The sequence below is a fragment of the Peptoniphilus koenoeneniae genome, from assembly GCF_030812875.1.
Lineage (GTDB): Bacteria > Bacillota > Clostridia > Tissierellales > Peptoniphilaceae > Peptoniphilus_B > Peptoniphilus_B koenoeneniae.
Genome location: NZ_JAUSTN010000003.1, coordinates 126,389 through 149,650, shown reverse-complemented (window position 1 = coordinate 149,650; position 23,262 = coordinate 126,389). Strand labels below are relative to the sequence as shown.

The following is a 23,262-nucleotide window of genomic DNA, read 5'->3' as shown; positions in this document are numbered from 1 at the left end:
TAGACATGGCTAAAAAACAAAAAGTAACAAGAGTTAGAAGACGTGAGCGTAAAAATATAGAAAAAGGTCAAGCTCATATAGCATCAACTTTTAACAACACAATGGTTACTCTAACAGATATGAGCGGAAATGTAATCTCCTGGGCAAGCGCAGGACAACTTGGATTTAGAGGATCAAGAAAGTCAACACCGTTTGCAGCACAAGAAGCAGCAGAATCAGCAGCAGCAAAAGCAAAAGAACATGGACTAAAAACAGTAGAAGTTTATGTAAAAGGACCGGGTTCAGGAAGAGAAGCAGCCATAAGATCACTTCAAGCATCAGGCTTAGAAGTTACAATGATAAAAGATGTAACACCTATTCCACATAACGGATGCAGACCGCCTAAACGTAGAAGAGTTTAATACCCAAGAGGAGGGAACCCATGATAGAAATAGAAAAGCCTAGCATAAAAATTGAAGAATTAAGCGAAGATGGCAAATTTGGAAAATTTGTAGTGGAACCCCTTGAAAGTGGATACGGCATTACAATAGGAAACTCACTACGTAGAGTTTTATTATCATCACTACCGGGTTCAGCAGTAACCTTCTTAAACATAAGGGGAGTAGAGCATGAATTTGCAACAATTCCTGGAGTTTTAGAAGACGTTCCGGAAATAATCCTGAACATAAAAAGTGTGGTATTAAAACTAACAGAAGATGAACCTGTAAATGTTGTTATAGAAAAAAAAGGACCAGGAGAACTATCGGCAAAAGACATACAATGTCCGCCAGAACTTCAAATAATAAACCCTGATCAACATATAGCAACATTAAACGAAGATGCTGATGTCTATATCGAGATGACAGTGGAAAGAGGACGTGGATACGAGCCTTCTGAACTCAAACAAGAAGAAGTGAATACAATAGGAGTAATACCTATAGATTCAAATTACACGCCAATAAAAAAAGTAAACTGGAAAGTAGAAAACACAAGAGTTGGAAACAGAACAGATTACGACAAACTAATATTAGAAGTAACAACAGACGGTTCAATGAAAGCCGATGAAGCAACATCCCTTGCAGCAAAAATTCTAACAGAACACTTGAAACTATTTATAGGCCTAACAGACCATGTAAGTGAAGTAAACATCATGGTAGAAAAAGAAGAAGATCAAAAAGGAAAAGTTTTAGAAATGACAGTAGAAGAACTTGACCTTTCAGTAAGAAGCTTCAACTGCTTGAAGAGAGCAAACATAAACACGGTAGAAGAACTTACAAACAAATCAGAACAAGACATGATGAAAGTTAGAAACTTAGGGAAAAAATCACTTGACGAAGTGAGAAATAAATTAGCAGAACTTGGACTAGGTCTAAGAGAAGAAGAAGAGTAAGGAGGTAAAGATGGCAAAACTCAGAAAATTGGGAAGACCAACAGACCACAGACTTGCCATGCTTCGTAATCTTGTAACAAGCTTTTTAAGAGAAGGACAAATAGAAACAACATTAACAAGAGCAAAAGAAACAAGAAGAATGGCAGAAAAAATGATAAGCCTTGGAAAAAGAGGCGATCTTCACGCAAGAAGACAAGCCCTTGCATATATATATGATGAAGATGTAGTGACAAAATTATTCACAGAAATAGCACCCAAATATCAAGAAAGAAACGGTGGCTATACAAGAATATTAAAAAAAGGTCCACGTCGTGGAGATGCAGCGGAAGTTGCAATACTACAATTAGTATAAATAAAATTTAAAAATATTTTTAAATAGTATCTCGAAAATGTCGAGATACTTTTTTTATGCCATATAATATCTACTTAAAAAATGAGTCTCTAAAAAATTCTTAATATAAAAATATTTTTTAGACCATAAATATTTCTAACATTAAAAAAAAGAAAGCAGGATAATAATTTTCTATAAAAAAGTATGAACTTTTCCTTTTAATGGCCGCAAATTATTTCTTAAAACATGTCTTTATATCTTTCAGTTTTTTCATTTTTCTTCAATTTCTGATTTTTCTTTATTAATCATTATCTTAATTTTATAGAGTCTTAAAATAAAAATTAGATAATTAAAAAACAAATTAATATTTTTTTAATTGGATGCAACTAATTTATTGACAAAGAAAAAAGAACATGATGTAATATAGCTAAAGATAATTATTATCAATACCAAAAGGGGGATTTTATGAAAAAAGTAAGAAAGTTGCTGAGTTTACTTTTGGCTTTTGTAGTATTATTTTCTTGTCTTCCAGGACAGATAATATATGCAGAAGAAGATTCTACAAAAGTAGGCTCTAAAAGAGAAAGTATCAGTACAAAAGAGTGGAATGAGGAGGATTTCTTTTTTCAAGGAGTATCCTTTTCAAGACTCTCTGAAAGAGGAAAGGATAAACTAAAGGCAAACAATGGAGTCTTATATTTTCCAAGCTTAAAGACTAACCATGGCAATCCTATTTATATGATTAGCCAATCTGGATTTGAAAATTTGGGAATAAAGTCTATAATTTTTTCCGATCAAATAACAGAAATAGGCAGTCAAGCTTTTTATGGAAATAATATAGAAGAGCTAAATTTGCCTAATACTATTAAAAAAATAGGATATAGTGCATTTAGGAAAAATCAAATTAAGCACTTGACCTTGCCGAATTCTTTGACGGAGATTTCTGCTTTTTCTTTTGCAGAAAATAATATTTCTGATGTAGAAGTGCCAGATTCAGTAACAAAAATTTTTAAAGATGCCTTTGATAAAAGCACAAATTTACATATTTCGAAAATAGACAAAATAGAATTTTCAAATTGTAAAAAAGAAGATTTCACCATAACAGCTAAGGCATCTAATGAATATACAGAAGAAGATTTTACTGTAAGAGAAAGAGCCAGGGAAGAAGAAGGTCTTGTAATAACTGGGCTTAGTAGCAAAGGCCAAGAAAAGAGAAAGACTAACCATATTCTAAATATTCCATCAGTTATAGATGGTAAAAAGGTAAAAAGCATATATAAGTTAGCATTTATTAATAGGTCAATAGATGATGCTTCACTTGCCTTTGAAGAAGTCATTTTGCCATCACATTTAGAAAAAATAGAAGATAGCGCCTTTTCAGGAAATTCAATATCTAAAATTGATTTTCCAGATAGTCTTAAAGTAATTGAACAAAATGCTTTCTGTTACAACAAGCTGGAAAGCCTTAGGATTCCAAACTCAGTAGAGAAAATAGGCTTAAATTCTTTTGCTTATAATAGACTTAAAAATGTTGAAATAGATAACACAAAGGGTAAAGTTAGCATACACAGCATGGCTTTTGATAACCAAGAGGGCGGTGGACTAGTTAAATTTATCTATTTGAGAGATGTAAAGAAAAATGTAGATAAATACAAAATAAATTTCAATTTAGACAAAGGAGTCACACTATCTACAAACCCAGCTAATGAAGCAAAAGCAGGAGAAAAAGTAAGTCTGTCCTATAAGATTACTGACGATACAAAAGAAATATTGAAAGTAAGTGTAAAAAAAGGACAATATTCAAACTTGCAGGTCAAAGATAATAGCTTTATTATGCCCTCGGCAGATGTGACTATTGAGATAAAATTAAAGGACAAATATTCACTTGATAAATGGTGTGCAGAGGATTTCACCTACTACACTTATGATCCAGAGCCAGACAATGAGGATGCTCAAGCATACTATTGTTTGACAGGTCTATCTGAAAAAGGAATAAAAAAACTTGAAAGCAATAAAAACCTTGTTTTACCTGAGAAAGATCCAAATGGATATAAGCCGGTATGGGTAGAAGACGATGCCTTCAAGGACAAAAAGATTGAAAGTGTAGATATACCTGGAAATTACACCCATATCCAAAGCAGGGCCTTTAAAAATTGTGGCATAAAAAATCTTAAATTACACGATGGACTTCTTTATGTTCAAGATAGTGCCTTTGAAAATAATGAACTGACAAATTTAACATTGCCAGAAACATTCAAATATCCATCTAAAGCAGCCTTTAAGGGAAATAAACTGACAAGTCTTGTACTTCCTAATTCTTGTACATCCATAGGACCAAGCTCTTTTATGGACAATCAGATAGCAAGCCTTACCCTAGGAAACAAAACGGATCGTATTTGGGCAGAGGCATTTAAAAACAACAAAATAAAGGAAGTAAATATACCTTTAAGCTTAAAGAAGGGCTGTATAGAAAGAGATGTTTTTGATGGAAACATTGGCAAGGAAAATCCACTTAAAAAAGGCGAAAATAAGGTAATCCTTTGGACACCTCAAAAGAATAATCCAAACAATATAAAAGCTGGAAATAACTATATAGTAGATCCTAAGCAAGCTGAGAAGCAAACAGTTGAGTTTGTAGCCAGTGATTTTTCTTATGAAAAAGATAAAGTTTCAGATTTTTCCAGAGAAGGTTTACAGAAATACAAGAAACTGGGAGAAGATGTTACTTTAAAATTGCCGGAAGTAGACACTAAGGGAAAGAAAGTCACAGGAGTAGCTGATTATGCTTTTAGTGACGTAGATCCTCAAATAAAGAAAATTGTAATACCAAAGGGCTATGAAACAATAGGAGAACAAGCATTTTCAAGCTCTGGTTTAACAGAAATCGAACTACCAGACTCTATGCTTTATATAGAGGGAAATGCGTTTTTAAATTATGAAAATATAACGGTAAAATGCTATGTTTCCTCTGATAAAATCAAAGAAACAATTGGAGATAGTGGTAATTTCTGGGAAGTTATTGTAAGGAATACAAGCTCTGAACCTTCAAAACCGGATAAGCACGAATCAGAATGGACAGCCGAAGACTTCAAATATAAAGAAATGCCCATTAAATATGAAGAAAACAATGTAGAGACCACAGTAAACTTAAATGCAGTTGCGGGATTTTCTGAAGCTGGATTAAAAAAATCCAAGACTCTAAAAAAACTTGTGCTTCCAAGTAAGGATACCAAGGGAAAAAAAGTTGAAGCTGTCACTGATGTGGCCTTCATGGGTAAATATGGCGAAAAGGGAATCACTGGTGATCTGTCAATACCTGAAGGCTACAAATATATCGGTCAAATGGCCTTTGCTTTTAATAATATAAGCGGAGAGATAAAGCTACCTGATAGTTTATTGGGTCTTGGTGAAGCTGTATTTTTTAGAAATGAAATTACAAGCTTGATTGTGCCTAAGGGAATAACTGAGATACCAGCAGTCCTTATGAGGGGCAATAAACTCAACAAGGTTGAATTTAAGGGCGATATAGAAGCTATATCAGATTTAGCTTTTGCTGAAAATAATCTTGAAGAAATTATAGTACCTGATAGCTTAAAAACAATAGGCAAGCAAGCCTTTGAAACAAATACAGGTTCTGATGCCTACAATGGAAAATTAGTTATAAGGACAAAATCTGGCAAAAATCCTAACAAATTAAAAGACAAAGAAAATTATATAGTAGATCCTAAAAATCCAGGACAAGGACCAACTATTGATTACACTAAATGGACTCAAGAAGACTTTACCTACAAGAAGGATAAGCTTGAAGGCTTTTCAGATCAAGGTCTATTAAAAATTAGAAAGAATAAAAATCTAGTCATACCTGCAAAAACACCTGATGGAAAAGACTTAAAAGTAATAGGCATGGATGCATTTAGAAATCTAAACCAAGGGTTTGATATAAAATCTGTCCAAATTCCAGATACTGTTGTCGAAATTGAGGACTATGCTTTGCAATTTAACGAAATAAGCAAGGTGAAACTTCCGAGAGATTTAAAGACATTAGGAATGGGCGTTTTCATGAGCAATTTTGACTTGAAAGTGGAATTTAACGATAAGCTAGAATACATTGATCAGGCCTGCTTCTATGAAACTGACCTAGGCTCCATAGAACTTCCAGCAAGCGTAAATACTATAATGGATGCAGCGTTTAGAAAAAGTAATTTGAATGAAGTTAAATTTAAAGAAGGATCTAAATTAAAGGAAATAAAATATCTTGGATTTGCAGATAATAATTTGAAAGATATTAAATTGCCTGAAGGACTTGAAGTAATTGGAAATCAAGCTTTTGGAAACAACAAATTTACAGAGCTTAATATGCCTTCTACGCTTAAAGTTTTAGGTTTCCAAGCATTTGCTAACAACCCAAGCGAAGCAAATCCAAAAGCTGTTGTCATAAATATTGACAACAATAACATTCATGATGACGAAGGAAAGACATTTATAGTAAATCCTAAAGTTTTAGCAACAGACACTGACAAGGCTGAGCTTAAAAATCAAATTGATTTGGCAGAAAAAGTAGACAAGAATAAGCTGACAAAAGAATTTAAGGCATATTTTGAAAATGCATTAAAGGAAGCAAAAAGTATAAATCAAGACTCTAAAGCATCAAAAGCAAGTGTAGTTGGTGCTACAAAAGAAATGAAATTTGCAAACAAGAGATCAGAAATAAACACTTTAATGTTTGAAAAGGAACTTTTAGATGCCAATTCACAAAAATTTGACAAAGAAAAATGGCAACAAGTTGAAATATCTTACAAAAGAGCAAAAGAAAAATTAATGGTTATAAATATTTCTGACCAAGCAGTTGAACAACTAATAAGCGATTTAGACTTAGCATTAAAGAGCCTAACAGGAGTTGAAAATCCTTTAGAGGGAGCCATAGAGCTTGAAGGAGAAGCTGACGTAAAAAGAACTCACTATATAGAACCTTACACTATAAAGGTAAAAGTTTGGGTAAAGGAAGGAAAAATAATTCATGTAATAGATAATAAAACTGTTCATGACGATCCAAATGAAGACGAAGAACACAATGGAGGATATTTTAAAAAAGCCCTACCAATTATGAGATCTTATATAGGCAAGAGCGTGGATGAAGTATTAGGAAATCAATTAGGTAAAAAATTAGGAATAGACTCTATTTCTGGAGCTACAGTAAGCTCACGCATAATCCACAAGGCAATTCAAAATGCCCTTTCTAAGTATGAAAAACATGAAGTCCCAGGAAAAGAAAATCCAGGAAAAGAAAATCCTGAAATAACTCCGACTCCTAAAGTTGAAGAAAGACATGACAGATATCAAGGACATTTTAGCATAGTATTGAGCTCACAAAATGAAAAACCAAAAGAAATAGAAAAGAAAGAAGAAACACAAAAAATACAAAAAGACTACGAAAATCATTGGGCAAAAAAAGCAATAGACCTATGTATAGAAAAAGGATACTTTAAAGACATAGCAGATGATTCAAACTTCAATCCAGAAAAACCAGTAACAAGAGCAGAATTTATAACAGTTCTTGCAAGATACGCAGGAATAAGTAATAAAGCAAATAAAGCTGGCTTTGTAGACGTAAGTTCAGACAAGTATTATTCTCCATTTATTTCGTGGGCAAAAGAAAATAAAATTATCCTAGGAAGAGGAAATGGGAAATTTGATCCAGATTCCACAATAAGCAGGGCTGAAATGGCAACAATTATCCACAGAATGGCAAAAATATTAAAATTAGATAAACCTACTAAAAAGGAAACTATAAAATTTAAAGACGCTAAGGCTATTCCAGAATGGGCAAGAGATGCAGTAACAGACCTTGTAAATTTAGGCATTATACATGGAACTAATGAAAACACATTCAATCCAAAGGGTAATTTCAAAAGAGCTGAATTAGCACAAATAATTTATAATTTCAGCGAAAAAAAATAATCACAAGAAAATAATCAAAAAAATAGACATTTTGGTTACACCATAAAGTTAAATCAAATACCAGAGAGAATTTATATTTTCTCTGGTATTTTTTATTTTTATAACATTTAAATTTACAACCTGTGATTATTAAAATTAAAAAATAAAATCACGCAAAATAAGACCTAAAATAATGTGAAAAGGATAAAAACCATAAGTAATAAGCTTAGGAATTTTACGACCCATAGAATGATCATCTAAAACAATAAAAGGCATAGAAAAAGCCGCAAGAGGAGTATGTAAAAAAATTAAAAGGCCCGGAATAAAATATAAATCTTTGCGAAAATAAACTTGGCCGAATAAAAAAATTAAAGCAACCCCAAAAGCACCATAATCACTTTTTAAAAAATGACTGACAAAAAGACAAGCAATAAAAGGAATAAAAGATAGAAGATTTCTCAAAAAAATATCTTTATCAGAAAAATAAGAAAGAACCCAATCATAGGACATAAGAGAAAACAAACCAAGAGATAAAGTCCAAAAAACATTATTATAAGACAAATCAAAAAAATTATTGAAAACAAGAAGGTCAAAGGGCACTTCACTAATAAATCCCACAAGAAAAAGCCTAAATAAATACTTTTTTCTGTTTTTAGTTTTGTAAAAACCCTGAGCAATTAAATAAGCAAAAATAGGAAAAGAAATCCTTCCAATGCCCCTACCTAAAAAATAAATTTTATCAGACAAAAAAGAAGATAGAGCAAGAGTCATATGATCAATTACCATAGTAACAATAGCCAGTATTTTTAAAAAGAAAGCATTAGTTTTAAATTTCATTTTCCACCTCTTTTCAATTATATAAAAAATAATTTAATTTTAAAAATGAATTTATTTTAAGGGTATATAAAAAGTTATTAATTAAATGAAAAATATTAACGAGAATGAAAAATAGACTATTGAATAAAAAATATTTTAGTGTTATAATTCTCCTTAAAGAAAGATTAAATCAGACAATATTTTAATAGGAGGGAATTATGAATATAAGAGAAAAAATGTCACCTGCCTTTAGAGGAATAAAAGGTGGACTATTTGAAAAAGTAACAAAAGCTGATGTTGGAACTGCTTTAGACGAATTAGCTGCAAAGGGAGCGGCACTTATGTGTTGGGCAGATCCATTTGCACCAGACCCATGTATACCTGAACACGTTAAGGAAGCAACCATTGCTGAAATAAAAAAAGGAACAGGAGCTCACTATACAAAACCAATAGGAAATGATGAATTAAAAGAGCTTATTAGTCAAAAACTTAAAAAATTTAACAAATTAGATGTAGATCCAGCAAGGAATATTTTAATTACACCGGGTTCCGATTCAGGTTTATTTTTTGCCATGATGCCTTTTGTTGAACCAGGAGACGAAGTTATAGTTTTAGATCCAAGTTATCCAAACAATTTTTTAGATCCCGAATTATTAGGCGGAAAGACAGTTACAGTAGAATTAGATGAAAGTAAAAATTATCAAGTTTCAAAAGAAGCTCTTGAAGAAAAGATTTCAGATAAAACTAAACTAATTATTTTGACAAACCCTATAAATCCAACTACAACAGTTTTGAGAAGAAAAAGCTTGGAAATTATAGCTGAAGTTGCAATAAAGCATGATTTGATTGTTGTTTGTGACCAAGCTTTTGAAGATAGTGTCTATGATGGAATTGAATTTGTGACCATTGCAAGTTTACCAGGAATGTGGGAAAGAACAGTATCAGTTTTTTCAATTTCAAAGGGCATGGCTTTAAGTGGATATAGAGTAGGTTATATTGTTGCAGATGACAAAATAATGGATGTTTACTTCGGATGTGCAGTAAATGTTATAGGTGCTACAAACACTGCAGCTCAAGCGGGAGCCATAGCAGCTTTAAAAGACAATAGTTTTGTTGCTGAATACAATAAAATTTTTGAAAGTAGAAGAAAAAAAGTTTATGAAATAATGAACAGTATTCCGGGAGTTACAATGGCAATGCCTGAAAGTAGTTTTATGTCATGGGTTAATATTTCAAAACTTGGAAGCTCTGCAGAAGTAAATCAATATCTTATAGAAAATGCAAATGTTGTTGTAAATGAAGGTACTCCTTACGGAAAAATGGGAGAAGGACATTTAAGAATAATTCACGGAGCTTACAAAGATGAAAATAAATTATTAGAAGCTTTAGAGAGAATGAAAACAGCTTTGACTAAATTAGCTGAAGAAAAAGGAATTAAATAAAATAAGAGGTAATTATGAAAGAAAAAAATAAAATTACATTTCATTTTGGCTGGGCAATGTCTTTATTGCCAATGGCAATATTCCTTATAACTTGTATACTTTTTTTTATAGTTTTCAAAAGTTTTGACATGAATGCTTTGGCAGTTGGAGGTTTTTTAGGGCTTTTAGTTGGAGCTTTATTTACAAAAACTTACAGTCAATACTGGAATTCTGTAGTAGAAGGTATAGGGAAATCATCTTCAATTTCAATAATAGTTGTCCTTTTATTAATAGGTATGTTTACAAAACTTATGGCAGTAAGTGGAGTATCTCAAGGATTTTTATGGTTAGCTGATAAAGTTGGATTGTATGGTGGTTTATTTACAGCTTTTACTTTTCTTACAACATGTTTAATTACAGCAGCAACTGGTTCATCAATAGGAACTTTATTTACAGCATATCCAATTTTATATCCTGCAGGAATTGCTTTAGGATCAAACCCAGGAGTTTTAGCAGGGGCAATTCTATCAGGAGCAGTTTTTGGAGATAACCTTGCACCAATTTCTGATGTTACCATTGCATCAACGGGAACACAAACTTATAAATATAAAGAAGAAACAGCTGATATTGGAGGAACTGTAGCTTACAGATTAAAATATGCCTTAATATCAGGAGCTATAGCTCTTGTATTGTTTGCAATTTTTGGAGGAAGCAAAACAGAAATAAATAGTATAGGTCATGATATGATGGCTTCTATGAATGCAAAAGGTTTGTGGATGCTTATACCAGTTGTTGTTCTATTAATAATATCCATAAAAACAAGCGATATATTTAAAGCAATAACTGGAGGACTGATAAGCGGTATATTAATAGGACTTTTGACAGGAGCATTTACAGCAAATGAAATATTTTCAATTTCAGAAGGCCAACCAGTAGGATTTTTATATAATGGTTTTAACGGAATGGTTGGAATATGCCTTTTCTGTATTTCTCTCTTTGGAATTATGGGAGTTATGGAAGATAGCGGTGCCTTAGATAAAATAATAGGCTTTTTCTTAAATAGCAATATGGCAAAAACACCAAGAGGAACTGAAATATTAATAGCCCTAGGTTCTATGATAACAACCTTATTCTTAGGAGGAGTTACCAGTGCATCAGTGCTTACCTTTGGACCTGTTGCCGATGCTATTGGCAAAAAGCATGATTTGCATCCTTACAGAAGAGCAAATATATTATCATGCTTTGCAAATTCCTTTCCTGCAATAACTCCATTTATAAGTGCCTTTATATTTATTTCCATATCTGTAATTATGCCTTTACAAAGTGAATATTCTTTTATTCCATCAATTTCAGCAAGTCAAATATTTTTAGGATGTTTTTATCCAATGGTCATGTTTTTAGTATTAATGGCATCAATATTGACAGGCTGGGATAGAAAATTTGAAACAAAAGAAGAAATAAAATGATTGAATTTACAAAAAGAATTAAACTTAACGCAAAAGACAAGGAAATATTAGATTCCTATAAAACCGTATTAGAAGGCTTATCAGACTACTTGGGGAACGGATTTGAATTTGTTCTTCATAGTTTAGATGACTTGGATAATTCTGTAATAAAAATAATAAATGGATTTTATACAAACAGAGAAGTAGGATCTCCAATAACAAATTTAGCCTTATCAATGTTGACAAAATTTGAAACGGATAAAAGTTTAAATTATATTTCTTATTTCAATAAAGATAAAAGTGGAAGAAGGCTTAAATCAACAACAATAGCAATTAAAGGATCTGAAAATAAATTAATAGGTCTTTTGTGTATAAACTTTTATATGGACACATCTGTAATGGAATTTTTAAATCCATATTTTTATAATCAAGATGATGGGCCAGGACATACGGAGAGTTTTGTTTCAGAGATAGATGATGTAATAATAAGTGCAATAAATGATGCAAAATTGGAAGTAGAAAAAAATCCTCAAATAAGCAGTACAAATGTAAATAAGGAAATAATATTGAGATTAAATGAAAAAGGAATTTTCAATCTTAAAGATTCTGTAATAAAAGTCTCGAAAATTCTTCACATTTCAAAAAATACAGTTTACTTGCATTTAAGAAGTATAAAAAAATAAAAAAAGCTCTAATTTAAATTAGAGCTTTTTTAATGTTTAAAATTAAATATTTAAAGCATCTGTATAGGGAAGTTTATATTCATCTGCAAGAGCTTTGAAAGTTACATAACCTTCCGCCATGTTAACTCCTTTTTTTAATTCTTCACAGCCTTTTATAGCCTCTCTCCAGCCTTCATTTGCAATTTTAAGGGCATAATATGAGGTTGCATTAGAAAGGGCCTGTGTGGAGGTCTTAGGAACTGAGCCTGGTATATTTGCAACTGCATAGTGGATAACTCCATATTTTTCAAAAACAGGATTTGAATGAGTTGTTGGATGATTTGCAGTTGTTTCTATGGAACCGCCTTGGTCTATGGAAACGTCAACTATAACGGAACCTTTTCCCATGGATTTTACCATTTCTTCAGTTACAAGTTTTGGAGCAAGGGCTCCTGTAATTAAAACTGTTGAAATTACCAGGTCTGCACTTTTTACAGCTTCTGCAATGTTGTATTCGTTTGAATATAGGGTTTCAATTGAGTTTCCAAAAATATCAATAAGTTGTCCAAGTCTTTCTGTATTTCTGCCGATTACAGTAACTCTTGCACCCATACCTACGGCAACTTTAGCTGCTGCAGTTCCTACAGTTCCTGTTCCTATTATTACAACATTTGCAGGTTTTACTCCAGGCACTCCGTCTATTAACATTCCTTTACCGTCTTTTAAATTTGCAAGATAATAGCCACCAACAACTAGGGCAAGTCGTCCTGCAATTTCACTCATAGGTTTTAAAAGAGGAAGTTTTCCATCTTTTTCTACAGTTTCAAAAGCAATGCCTATACATTTTTTTTCAACAAGTTCTCTAAATAATTTTTCATTTGCAGCTAAATGCAAGTAGGCAAAAATTATAAGGCCTTCTCTTAAATATTTATAATCACATTCTTGAGGTTCCTTAACCTTATAAATCATTTGAGATTTTGTCCAAACTTCTTCGTGAGAAACTATTTGGGCGCCGGCATTTTTATATTCCTCATCGGTAAAACCCGATTGTAAACCTGCATTTTTTTCAACAAGAACAGTATGTCCTTGTTCAGTAAAATTTCTAACACAAGAAACAGTAGCAGCAACTCTTGCTTCAGTGTCCTTATTTTCCTTGGGTATTCCTATAATCATTTTCTTCCTCCCATAAAGACTAATTTAATTTATTAATATTAATTTTATATTTTTCGTTGATCTTGTCAATACTTAAAATTTCCATAATTGATTCTTGAGCTTTGGTAAAAGCTTGGTCAAGAAGGCCTTTTTTTATCGCATCTTTTTCAACTTTTTCCTTTTGATCAATAGTAAAATCTTTCATATCATCAACCTTTAGAGGATTAAAAATCGAATTTTTTTCATTGAATATTTTTATAGAATTTTCATCTATTTCATGGGCAAGAATTTTAGCCGGAGGGAGTTTTATATCAATAGTGTCGCCGGAAATAGAAATGTTCATTTGTTTTAAATCAACTCCCGATTTAATTGAGCCGTTGTAGGAAATAATAAACTTTTTTTCAGTAAATGGAACTTCCCAACCGTAAAAATAATTTACATCGCTGTATTCACTCATATTTGTGTAAATATAATCAAGGCTTATAAGTTGGCTTGCCCTTTCCAGTCTGTTTTTAAGTAGACTTTCACTTATCTTAGGTTCTTTTTTTTCAGAGCCAAGTTTATAACCACCGAAAAAAACTCCTATAAGCAAAAGAATAACAATTACTATAATAAATTTTTTCTTTGTTTTCATAAGAACTCCTTATTTTAAAATTTTATTCTATTTAATATAAATACACATTTATTTTATCATAAAAAATTAACAGGATAAACTTACAGCATTATGGCAATATGCTTAAATTCTTGATATAATATTTAAATGTTAGGGGGAATTATATGGACGACGGCGGTGCTGGGTTAATACCGCAGTTTTTAATAATAATAGTTTTAACACTTATAAACGCTTTTTTTGCCTCAGCAGAGCTTGCAATAGTATCTTGCAATAAAACAAAAATACAAACTTTGGCTGAAGAAGGCAATGAAAAAGCAAAAAAACTTTTAAACATTACGAAAGATCAAACCAGATTTTTATCAACAATACAAGTGGGAATCACACTTGCGGGATTTTTCTCATCAGCAAGTGCAGCGACAACAGTTTCTCGTGCTTTGGGACAAAGATTTTTAGCTTTTGGGATAATGTATGGCCATACTATAGCACTTATTTTAGTAACCTTTATCCTATCCTTTATAACCCTTGTGTTTGGTGAGCTTGTTCCAAAGAGAATAGCTCTTCAAAATTCGGAAAAAGTAGCACTTTTTTCAGCAGGAACAATAGAAATCTTTACAAAATTGACTTTTCCTTTTGTAAAACTCACATCTCTTGCCACAAGTTTGGTTTTAAAACTTCTTGGCAAATATTCTGAAGATGTGGAAGAAAAAATATCCGAAGAAGAACTTAAAAGTTATATAAAAGTTTCTCAAGAGCAGGGTGTAATAAACAGTGCCGGAGAAGAAATGATAGTCAACATAATGGAATTTGACGACAGATTAGCCTATGAAATCATGACTCCAAGAACAAACATCTATATGATTGACTATGATGAATTTAATAAAGAAATGATAAAGGAAATCCTGGAAAAAGGCTTTTCCAGAATGCCGGTATATAAAGAAAATACTGATAACATAGTAGGAACTTTGTACATTAAAGATTTATTTGCAGAATATACAAAGAGAAACTATAAAGATATATCCTTAGATAATATTTTAAAAGAACCCTACTTTGTTCCGGAAACAAAAAAAATCGACCAACTTTTAAAAGAATTGCAGGCAAGCAAAAATTATGTTGCCATATTAATAGATGAGTACGGTGGTTTTTCTGGAATGGTAACAGTAGAAGATATAGTCGAAGAAATAGTTGGAGAGATAGAAGACGAGTATGATAAAAACGAGCCGAAGATTGAAAAGATTTCAAAAGACACCTTTATAATAGACGGCCGTATGAATCTTGATGACATTAACGACGAATTAAATACAAAATTATATAGTGAAAATCACGAGACCATATCAGGTCTTATGGTAGAGCTTTTAGGCTTTATTCCAAGCCAAGGAGATAAAATAAACCACTCCGTTTTATATAAAGATCAATTAAAACTTACTGAACTTAGCGCAAAAGACAAGAGAATTGAAAAAGTAAAACTTGAAATTTTTAACTCTGACTATTTAGAAAAAGAAGAAGAAAAATAAAAATATTAAAGTAAAATAAGCTCTAATTTTTAAAATTAGAGCCTTATTTTTTAGGAGGTTTTATTATTAGTGAACAAGGAAAAAAATTTTTTAAATATGTAATACCATCAGTATTAGCACAAACGATATTTGCAATATACACCATGGTGGACGGATTTTTTGTTGCAAACTACGTATCTGAAACAGCACTGGGAGCAGTAAACATATCCCTGCCCTTTATAAGTATTTTATTTGGCATATCAGTAGTTTTTGCCATAGGTACCCAAACAATGTGCGGAGTTTTATTAGGAAGAGGGAACAAAGAAGAAGCATCAAGAGTATTTACCCAATCAGTCCTAAGCCTTACAATATTTTCTTTAATATTAGGCATAACATCCTTTCTAAACATGGACAAAATAGCAATACTACTAGGAGCAAGAGAGGATCTAATAGGACTTGTAGAAAACTACCTTGGAATAATAATGATTTTTAGCCCCTTCTTTATAATTTCCTACAACCTTGAAGTCCTTGTAAAAATAGACGGATATCCCTATCTTTCAATAATAGTAGTAGCAATATCAGCTCTGACAAACATTTTTTTAGATTATTTATTTGTAGCAGTCTATAATTACGGAATAAAAGGAGCTGCAATAGCAACAGGCATATCACAACTATTAGCAACATTAATATTCTTAGTGCATTTTTTAGGAAAAAAATCAAATTTAAAATTTAGAACCTTTAAATTTCATGGAAATATCTTAAAAAGAATAGTCCACTTAGGCATAGGAAGCTGTATAGCAGAAATAGGCGGAGGAGCAATAATATTTTTATACAATCACTTCATAATAAACTATTTAGGCGAAAGAGCCCTATCAACCTTTACAGTAATATCCTATGTAACACAAATGGTAGCAGTTTTTTATGCAGGAATATCCCAAGGAATGAGTCCTCTGGTAAGCTACTATTACGGAAAAAATAAACTGAAAGAAGCAAGAACAATCTTTAAATATGCACTCATTTCAACCATAAGCGTAAGCCTTATAAGTTTCGGACTCATAAACTACTTCAGCCAAAATATATTTTCAGTATTCTTAAAAGGAGACTTAGAACAAATAATATACTCCAAAGGAGCAATGGCAAAATACAGCTTTTCATATTTATTAATAGGGTACAACATAATAATATCTGGTTTTTCAGCATCCATGTTAAAACCAAACAACTCCATAATAATAAATATCCTGAGATCCTTTGTCATGATAGGCCTTGCCCTATTTTTACTCTCAAAAATAAATCCCCAATACATTTGGTTCAGCAGTGTTTTATCAGAAGGCTTGACCCTTATATTCTCCTTAATAGTAATAAAAGCCCTGCTTGAAAATTAAAAAATAAAAATGCTTCACGTAGAGCGTAAAAAAATAATTTATAAAAAATTTTAAAATAAATTTTAAATCAAATATTTATTTTGTTCTCTCACACAATACACGCGGACCGGTAAACCGGTCCCTAGGCCCCACAAAAACCAACGAATAAATTTATTGTAATTTTATCCAAACATGGAATCCATGCAGAAACGTGGGGTAAATTTATGCGAACAGGTTTCACAAAAGAAAACCCATTCAACAGAATGTAGGGACCAATTTGAAGCCCTAACCCGATTTTTGTAAAAAAATCGTGGTAGGTCTCATGCAACTATTTGCCCAAATCTTTGATTTGGCTGCAAATATCTGCAATTGGTCCGATCGCCGTAAGGCGAATTTATTAAAACAAAATAAAAAAATGAAAAAAAGTAAATGCAGATTCAACCTCCACAGAAACAATAGGAAAGAAAAGCGTAAGCTTTTCCACCTTTAAAAAGCGTTTCGAGGGGTAAGGATGGGGAGTGCGAGGGGGACGTTAGGGACAATCGCAAGTCCATTAGTCCCCCTCGCGATACATATTTAAAATAAAAAAAGAGAAAGAAAAAATGTAGAAAAAATATAAATTGAAAAAACATAAAATAAAATAAAAATGTAAATTTAAAATAAATTTTAAATCAAATGCAGGTTTTGTTTTCCCACGTTATACACGCGGACCGGTAAACCGGTCCCTACAGGATTTTCAAGGGTTGTGGCAATAAGAAGTTTGTTTAAAATGAAAGGATTTCTTAAATAATTTAAAATTAATGTTAATTCAAAATTAAAATATAATTTTAAAAATGCTTCACGTAGAGCGTAAAAAAATAATTTATAAAAAATATTTATTTTTTTCTCCCACTCAACACATGTGGACCAGTTTACATGCTCACAAAAGAAAATCTCTGCAAAGGAATGCAAGGGCCAATTTTGAATACCTGAGGCGATTTTTGCAAAAAAACTTAAAAAAATTTTTTTTAAAAATTTTAAAAATAGTGTTGACAAATTTTTCCACAGCTCGTACAATCAAAAACAAGTTTAAAAAAGAAACTTAAAAATTAAAAACTATTTGAAAGAAAGAGTAAAAAGAATTTTAGTCTTTACAGAGAAGCTATATTGTGGTGAGAGTAGCAAGATGAGATCTTTTGAACATGATTCTTGATAGGGTGGTTCGATATTTAGAATCACACGGGAACTCCCGTTACAGAGTTAGTGTATGATGGTACATGAAGAGGCATTTTTTATTTTAAATGCAATTAAGGTGGTAACGCGGAATAATTTCGTCCTTTTTATCCTATATGGATAGAAAGGACGTTTTTTTTATTTAAATTTGATGGAGGAAAAATGATAGAACTAAAGAATGTAAGTGTAGCATTTGAAAATAAAAATAAGGTGGTACACGCACTAAGGGATGTATCTCTTAAAATAAAAGAAAAAGAAATATTTGGAATTGTTGGTTACTCTGGAGCCGGAAAATCAACCTTGGTAAGATGTATAAATTTACTTACAAGGCCGGATTCTGGAGAAGTATATATAAAGGGAGAGGATATAACAAAATTAACTGAAAAGGAACTTAGAAAAAAAAGAATGAAGATAGGGATGATTTTTCAACATTTTAATCTCTTTTCAACGAGGACTATATTTGAAAATGTCTACTATCCCTTGAAGCATTCAAAATTAAAAGAAAGTGAGAAAATTAAAAAAGTAGAATCACTTTTGAAACTGGTGGACATCTATGAAAAAAGAGATGATTACCCGAGTAAACTCTCAGGAGGTCAAAGACAGAGAGTCGCCATAGCAAGAGCACTTGCAAATGATCCTGACATACTTCTTTGCGATGAATCTACTTCAGCCCTGGATCCACAAAACACTTCTCAAATATTAAAACTTTTGAAGAAGTTAAATGAAGATCTGGGACTTACAATAGTCATCATAACTCACGAAATGCAGGTGGTTAAATCCATTTGCACAAAGTGTGCTGTAATGGAAAATGGAAACATTGTTGAGAGCAAATCTGTTTTAGAAATCTTTTCTAATCCAGAGCATAAACTTACAAAAGAGTTTATTGAAAGCACAATCCAATCAGAAGAAGTATTAGAAACTTTAAAAAATAATAAGGATTTAGTTACATCGGACAATTCAAAACTTGTAAGGCTTGACTATATAGGAGATTCAACCTTGGAGCCAATAATCCTTGAGCTTTATAAAAAGTTTGATGTAGTGACATCAATACTATGGGGCAATGTAGAGTTTATACAAAATACACCTCTTGGTGTGCTTATAGTTTCCTTAAAGGGAGATTGTAAAAACATCTTAGAAGCCTTTGACTACATGAAAGAAAAAAATGTAAGGGTAAGAGAACTTAGACTGGAGGAAGAAAATGAGTGAATTTTTTAAAAATGTAATAGCTATTAAAGGCGACTTTTTACCTGCAACTTTAGAAACAATTTATATGGTATTTTTTACTTCAATCTTTGCAGGTATAGCTGGACTAATACTTGGAATAGTACTTGTCACCACAAAACAAGGGGGAATACTGGAAAATAAAGTTTTAAACTCCATATTGGATAAGATTATAAACTTTCTTCGTGCTGTACCATTTATAATTCTTTTGGCAGTGGTAGCTCCACTAACAAAGGCAATTGTCGGCACAAGAATAGGAGCGACAGCAGCAATAGTTCCACTTTTCTTTGGAGCTTTCCCCTTTTATGCAAAGCAAGTAGAATCAGCCTTATCTTCAATAGATGAAGGGCTTATAGAAGCTGCAATTTCCATGGGGGATAGTCCCTTTTATGTAATCACAAGAGTTTATTTAAGAGAAGGACTTCAAAATTTAATAAGGGTTTCAGCCCTTACAATGATCTCTTTAATAGGACTTAGCGCCATGGCAGGAGCCATAGGAGCTCAAGACTTAGGTAAACTTGCAATAGCCACCGGTTATAATAGATTTCAAGACGACGTAGTAATAGTATCAATGGTCCTTATACTAATACTTGTGTATTTTGTACAAGGAATATCAAATTTAGCAATAAAAAAATTAGAAAGATGAGGAAAATAAAATGAAAAAAACAATTAAAATTTTAGGAATATTAGGATTAGCATTAGCATTAACAGCATGTGGTTCAAAAAATAAGGCAAACAAAGTAGACGAAAATATAGGAAAAGATCGTCCAGTTAGGATAGGAGTTGTAGGCACCAAGTCAGACACTTGGAATTTTGTAATAAAAAAACTTGAAAAAGAAGGAATAAAAGCAGAACTTGTTGAATTTACAGATTACAATCAACCAAATGCAGCACTTTTATCAGGAGATATAGATTTAAATTCATTTCAACATCAAAACTTCTTAGATCACTTTAACGAAGACAAAAAATCAAATATAGTTTCTATTGGTAAAACAGTGCTTGCACCCCTTGGCATCTACTCAAATAAGATAAAAGACGTAAATGAAATAAAAGATGGAGATAAAATTGCAATCCCTGACGACGTTTCAAACCAAGCAAGAGCCATAGCTCTTCTTCAAACTGCAGGACTTATAAAAGTTGACGGAAAACCAGGAGATCCATTGACACCTAAAAACATTATAGAAAATCCAAAGAACCTAGAAATAATTCCAATGGACGCATCACAAACAGCAAGAGCATTAGACGATGTGACCGCAGCATGTATAAACAATGGAGTAGCAACAGACGCTGGATATAGTCCAACAACAGATTCAATATTCTTAGAACCAGTAGACGAAAACTCAAAACCATATATAAATATAATTGCAGCAAGACCAGAAGACAAAGACAATGAAGTATTCAAAAAAATAGTAGCAGCATATCAATCTGACGATACAGAAGAAGTAATCAAAAAAGAAAGCAAGGGCTCTTCAATAGTAGCTTGGAAATAAAATAAAAAAACGAAAAAGAATAAATGTAGATTCAACCTCCACAGAAACAATAGGAAAGAAAAGCGTAAGCTTTTCCACATCTTAAAAGCGTTTCGAGGGGTAAGGAGGGGGAGTGTGAGGGGGACGATAGGGACAATCGCAAGTCCATTAGTCCCCCTCGCGTTACATATGTAAAATAAAAAATGAAAAAGAAAAAATTCAGAAAAAATTTCAATTGAAAATTTTTAAAAATAAAAATGCTTCACGTAGAGCATAAAAAATAATTTAAAATAAATTTTAAATCAAATATTTATTTTGTTCTCCCACATTATACACGCGGACCGGTAAACCGGTCCCTACAGCCCACAAAATCCCACACGTGAATGTGGGATAATTTTGTGAGAAAAGGTTCCAAGAGATTAAAACCTTACAAGCGAATGTAGGGACCAATTTATTGGTCCGGTCGCCGTCAGGCGAATGATTGAAAATAAAATAAAAAATGAGAAAGAAAAAATATAGAAAAAAGATTTATTGGAAAAATTTAAAACAAAATGCTCTATGTAGAGCGTAAAAAATATTTGTAAAAAATTTTAAAATAAATTTTAAATCAAATGCATGGTTTGTTTTCCCACAATATACACACGGACCAATAAATTGGTCCCTAGAGGATTTTTAAAGATTATGTTAAGAAAGAAGTTTGTTTAAAATGGAAGGATTTCTTAAATAATTTAAAATTAATGTTAATTCAAAATTAGAATATAATTTTAAAAATGCTTGGCGTGAAGCATAAAAAAAGACGATAATCAATCGTCCTCTTTTTTTGTACTCTCTCTGAGAATATTTGTATATTCCTTACAAATATTATCAAAAGCAATTAGCTCATCAACAGTAAATTTTTTTAAAAGAACCTTTCTGGTCTTTACAATATCAATATTGTCATATCTCTTGTGGGCAAGAGCAAGTTTCTCACCGCTGGGAGTAGTAGTCAGATGGTAAATCTTTCCATTTTCTTTAGAATTAACTCTGTCAATTAAACCGAAATTAATAAGCTTTCTAACAATTTGAGAAATAGCAGAAGTAGTCCTTTTCCATTGACTAGCAATTTCAGTAACGGTAGTATCAGGGTGATCATGAATATCTGTAAGAATATGAATTTCTACCATAGTAAGCTCAGGTCCGTAACCATAGTCCCTTCTAATGGAAAAATAATTGGAATAAGCCAAAATAAAATCATACATAGGATTCATTATCTTGGAAAGTTCTCTATATCTTTGAGAAACAATTTCCTCATCTTCATCTTTTTCAATCCAGGAATCTATAATATCATTTTCATAAATACTTTTATCACTTTTATAATCTTTCATAGGCACCTCTTTTTACAATTATAGCATAAAAAAACTTTAACAAGTTAATAATAAATGCTCTAAATAAAGTTGACAAGGCTATCAAATTTTATATAATATACTTAACGGTTAAGCTACTTAAATATATTTAATAGGAGGTAAAATGAATAAAAAAGAATTTTTAGAAAAATATTCTGTAAACAGACAAAATACCAATTGCTTAAAATGGGATTTTTTAAAGGTAAGATACAAAGATGACAATCTGGTTCCCATGTGGGTAGCAGATATGGATTTTAAAAGTCCAGAATGTATAAGAGAGGCTTTAAAAGAGAGAGTTGAACATGGAGTTTTCGGCTACAGCTTTAAACCTGAAAAATATTATGAAGCTTATTCAAATTGGATGGAAAAAAATTTTGATTATCCTGTAAAAAGAGAATGGGTTCGCACTTCAGTGGGAGTTGTACCGGCTTTATATTGGTTTATAAATTGTTTTACAAAAGAAAATGATTCAATACTAATTATGCCTCCTGTATATTATCCCTTCCATAACTGTATTACAGATACAAAAAGAAAAAAAGTAACGGTAGATTTAATACACAGGGACAATCAATATTATATTGATTATGAAAAAGCAGAAGAAGCAATAAAAAAAGAAAATGTAAAAATGATGATTTTCTGTTCTCCTCACAATCCTGCATCAAGAGTATGGAAAGAAGAAGAGCTGGACAAATTATTTGGCATTTGTAAGAAATATGGAGTTTTAATAATAAGTGATGAAATTCACCAAGACTTTACCTTTAACGGCAATAAACACACACCAGCACCAAGAGTAGGTAAGGGCAAGTACAAAGACAATATAATACTTGTAAATGCAGCATCAAAAAGCTTTAACCTTGCAGGCCTTGTACATTCAAACATAGTTATTGAAAACAAAGAACTTAGAGAAAAATTTGATCAATATCAAAACAACAACGTGCCAATGGAAGTAAACATAATGGGTTGCATTGCCACAAGAGCTGCCTATGAAGGTGGGGCTGAATGGCTAAATGCTCTTAGGGATATAATTTGGGAAAATTATATTTATCTTAAAGAAACATTAAATAGAGAACTTCCTCAAGTAGAAGTTGCAGATATGCAGGGAACCTATCTGCCTATGATAGATTTATCAAGTTTTATTGATGTAAAAGATGATGAAAAAGTAATAGTTAATAACATGCCCGTTTCAAAAAAATTAAAAGAATTTGTGCAAGATAAATGTAGGCTTGCAGTGGACTATGGAGCATGGTTTGGAGAAGAATATCAAGGCTATATAAGACTAAATCTTGCAACAACACCAGAAATGGTAAAAGAATCTGTTGATAATATAGTCAAAAATGCAAAAAGTTTATAAAAATAAGGCTTGGAAACAAGCCTTATAGGG

General features: G+C 31.8%; 18 protein-coding genes and 1 other annotated feature. Of the genes, 13 read left to right on the top strand and 5 right to left on the bottom strand.

All coding sequences use genetic code 11. From position 1 onward, the window contains the following. Positions 1-5: 5 nt before the first annotated feature. The 4 genes from rpsK to J2S72_RS03565 all read left to right on the top strand — a co-directional run bounded on the left by rpsK (position 6) and on the right by J2S72_RS03565 (position 7,658). Positions 6-401: a 30S ribosomal protein S11 gene (rpsK, locus tag J2S72_RS03580; protein ID WP_023055874.1), complete on the top strand. Its 396-nt coding sequence runs from the start codon at positions 6-8 to the stop codon at positions 399-401. A 20-nt stretch (positions 402-421) separates the two neighbouring features. After that, complete coding sequence (locus J2S72_RS03575) at positions 422-1,369, top strand: DNA-directed RNA polymerase subunit alpha (protein WP_023055887.1); 948 nt, start codon at positions 422-424, stop codon at positions 1,367-1,369. 10 nt (positions 1,370-1,379) lie between these two features. Further along, entirely contained in the window at positions 1,380-1,721 is a 342-nt protein-coding gene (gene rplQ / locus J2S72_RS03570; RefSeq protein WP_023055879.1) for a 50S ribosomal protein L17, read from the top strand. 444 nt (positions 1,722-2,165) lie between these two features. Next, the gene (locus J2S72_RS03565; protein WP_023055863.1) at positions 2,166-7,658 is read left to right on the top strand and encodes a leucine-rich repeat protein; all 5,493 of its coding nucleotides are present in this window, start codon (positions 2,166-2,168) and stop codon (positions 7,656-7,658) included. A 135-nt stretch (positions 7,659-7,793) separates the two neighbouring features. Here the strand turns inward: J2S72_RS03565 and J2S72_RS03560 are convergent, their stop codons facing one another. After that, the gene (locus J2S72_RS03560; protein WP_023055854.1) at positions 7,794-8,474 is read right to left on the bottom strand and encodes a TraX family protein; all 681 of its coding nucleotides are present in this window, start codon (positions 8,472-8,474) and stop codon (positions 7,794-7,796) included. A gap of 197 nt (positions 8,475-8,671) precedes the next feature. Between J2S72_RS03560 and J2S72_RS03555 the strand changes: the two genes are divergently transcribed. Genes J2S72_RS03555 through J2S72_RS03545 form a run of 3 tightly spaced genes read left to right on the top strand, consistent with a single transcriptional unit; the run spans position 8,672 to position 12,002 of the window. Then, a complete protein-coding gene (locus tag J2S72_RS03555) occupies positions 8,672-9,895 on the top strand; it encodes a pyridoxal phosphate-dependent aminotransferase (protein WP_023055857.1) in 1,224 nt (407 codons plus the stop codon). Between the two features lie 14 nt (positions 9,896-9,909). Continuing rightward, positions 9,910-11,340, top strand: a complete 1,431-nt coding sequence (locus J2S72_RS03550) for a Na+/H+ antiporter NhaC family protein (RefSeq protein ID WP_023055859.1) — start codon at positions 9,910-9,912, stop codon at positions 11,338-11,340. After that, entirely contained in the window at positions 11,337-12,002 is a 666-nt protein-coding gene (locus J2S72_RS03545; RefSeq protein WP_023055837.1) for a helix-turn-helix transcriptional regulator, read from the top strand. Before J2S72_RS03550 ends, J2S72_RS03545 begins: the two co-directional genes overlap by 4 nt. 42 nt (positions 12,003-12,044) lie before the next feature. Here J2S72_RS03545 and ald read toward each other — a convergent pair whose 3' ends face one another. After that, entirely contained in the window at positions 12,045-13,154 is a 1,110-nt protein-coding gene (ald, locus tag J2S72_RS03540; protein WP_023055379.1) for an alanine dehydrogenase, read from the bottom strand. A gap of 19 nt (positions 13,155-13,173) precedes the next feature. After that, a complete protein-coding gene (locus J2S72_RS03535) occupies positions 13,174-13,767 on the bottom strand; it encodes a DUF4230 domain-containing protein (protein WP_023055336.1) in 594 nt (197 codons plus the stop codon). A 143-nt stretch (positions 13,768-13,910) separates the two neighbouring features. Between J2S72_RS03535 and J2S72_RS03530 the strand changes: the two genes are divergently transcribed. Beyond that, entirely contained in the window at positions 13,911-15,257 is a 1,347-nt protein-coding gene (locus J2S72_RS03530) for a hemolysin family protein (RefSeq protein WP_023055373.1), read from the top strand. 62 nt (positions 15,258-15,319) lie between these two features. Beyond that, positions 15,320-16,618, top strand: a complete 1,299-nt coding sequence (locus J2S72_RS03525; protein ID WP_036739353.1) for an MATE family efflux transporter — start codon at positions 15,320-15,322, stop codon at positions 16,616-16,618. A gap of 645 nt (positions 16,619-17,263) precedes the next feature. Here the strand turns inward: J2S72_RS03525 and J2S72_RS03520 are convergent. Further along, the gene (locus J2S72_RS03520; RefSeq protein ID WP_023055399.1) at positions 17,264-17,632 is read right to left on the bottom strand and encodes a hypothetical protein; all 369 of its coding nucleotides are present in this window, start codon (positions 17,630-17,632) and stop codon (positions 17,264-17,266) included. A gap of 55 nt (positions 17,633-17,687) precedes the next feature. After that, positions 17,688-17,918 (top strand) — a binding site (T-box leader). 53 nt (positions 17,919-17,971) lie between these two features. Between J2S72_RS03520 and J2S72_RS03515 the strand changes: the two genes are divergently transcribed. From J2S72_RS03515 to J2S72_RS03505, 3 genes are read left to right on the top strand one after another with little or no spacing between them, the layout of a single operon-like run. Continuing rightward, positions 17,972-19,015 carry a methionine ABC transporter ATP-binding protein gene (locus tag J2S72_RS03515; protein WP_023055358.1) on the top strand — a complete coding sequence of 348 codons (1,044 nt, stop codon included), beginning with the start codon at positions 17,972-17,974 and terminating at the stop codon, positions 19,013-19,015. Further along, positions 19,008-19,676 (top strand): methionine ABC transporter permease, encoded by a 669-nt coding sequence (locus J2S72_RS03510; protein ID WP_023055315.1) that lies wholly within the window; start codon positions 19,008-19,010, stop codon positions 19,674-19,676. Before J2S72_RS03515 ends, J2S72_RS03510 begins: the two co-directional genes overlap by 8 nt. A gap of 10 nt (positions 19,677-19,686) precedes the next feature. After that, positions 19,687-20,520, top strand: coding sequence for a MetQ/NlpA family ABC transporter substrate-binding protein (locus tag J2S72_RS03505; RefSeq protein ID WP_023055362.1), 834 nt, complete (start codon positions 19,687-19,689; stop codon positions 20,518-20,520). A gap of 782 nt (positions 20,521-21,302) precedes the next feature. Here the strand turns inward: J2S72_RS03505 and J2S72_RS03500 are convergent. Next, entirely contained in the window at positions 21,303-21,863 is a 561-nt protein-coding gene (locus tag J2S72_RS03500; RefSeq protein ID WP_023055411.1) for a MarR family transcriptional regulator, read from the bottom strand. Positions 21,864-22,005: 142 nt separating this feature from the next. On the opposite strand from J2S72_RS03500, the gene J2S72_RS03495 reads away from it, so the two are divergent. Next, complete coding sequence (locus J2S72_RS03495; protein ID WP_023055388.1) at positions 22,006-23,232, top strand: MalY/PatB family protein; 1,227 nt, start codon at positions 22,006-22,008, stop codon at positions 23,230-23,232. Positions 23,233-23,262 lie beyond the last annotated feature (30 nt).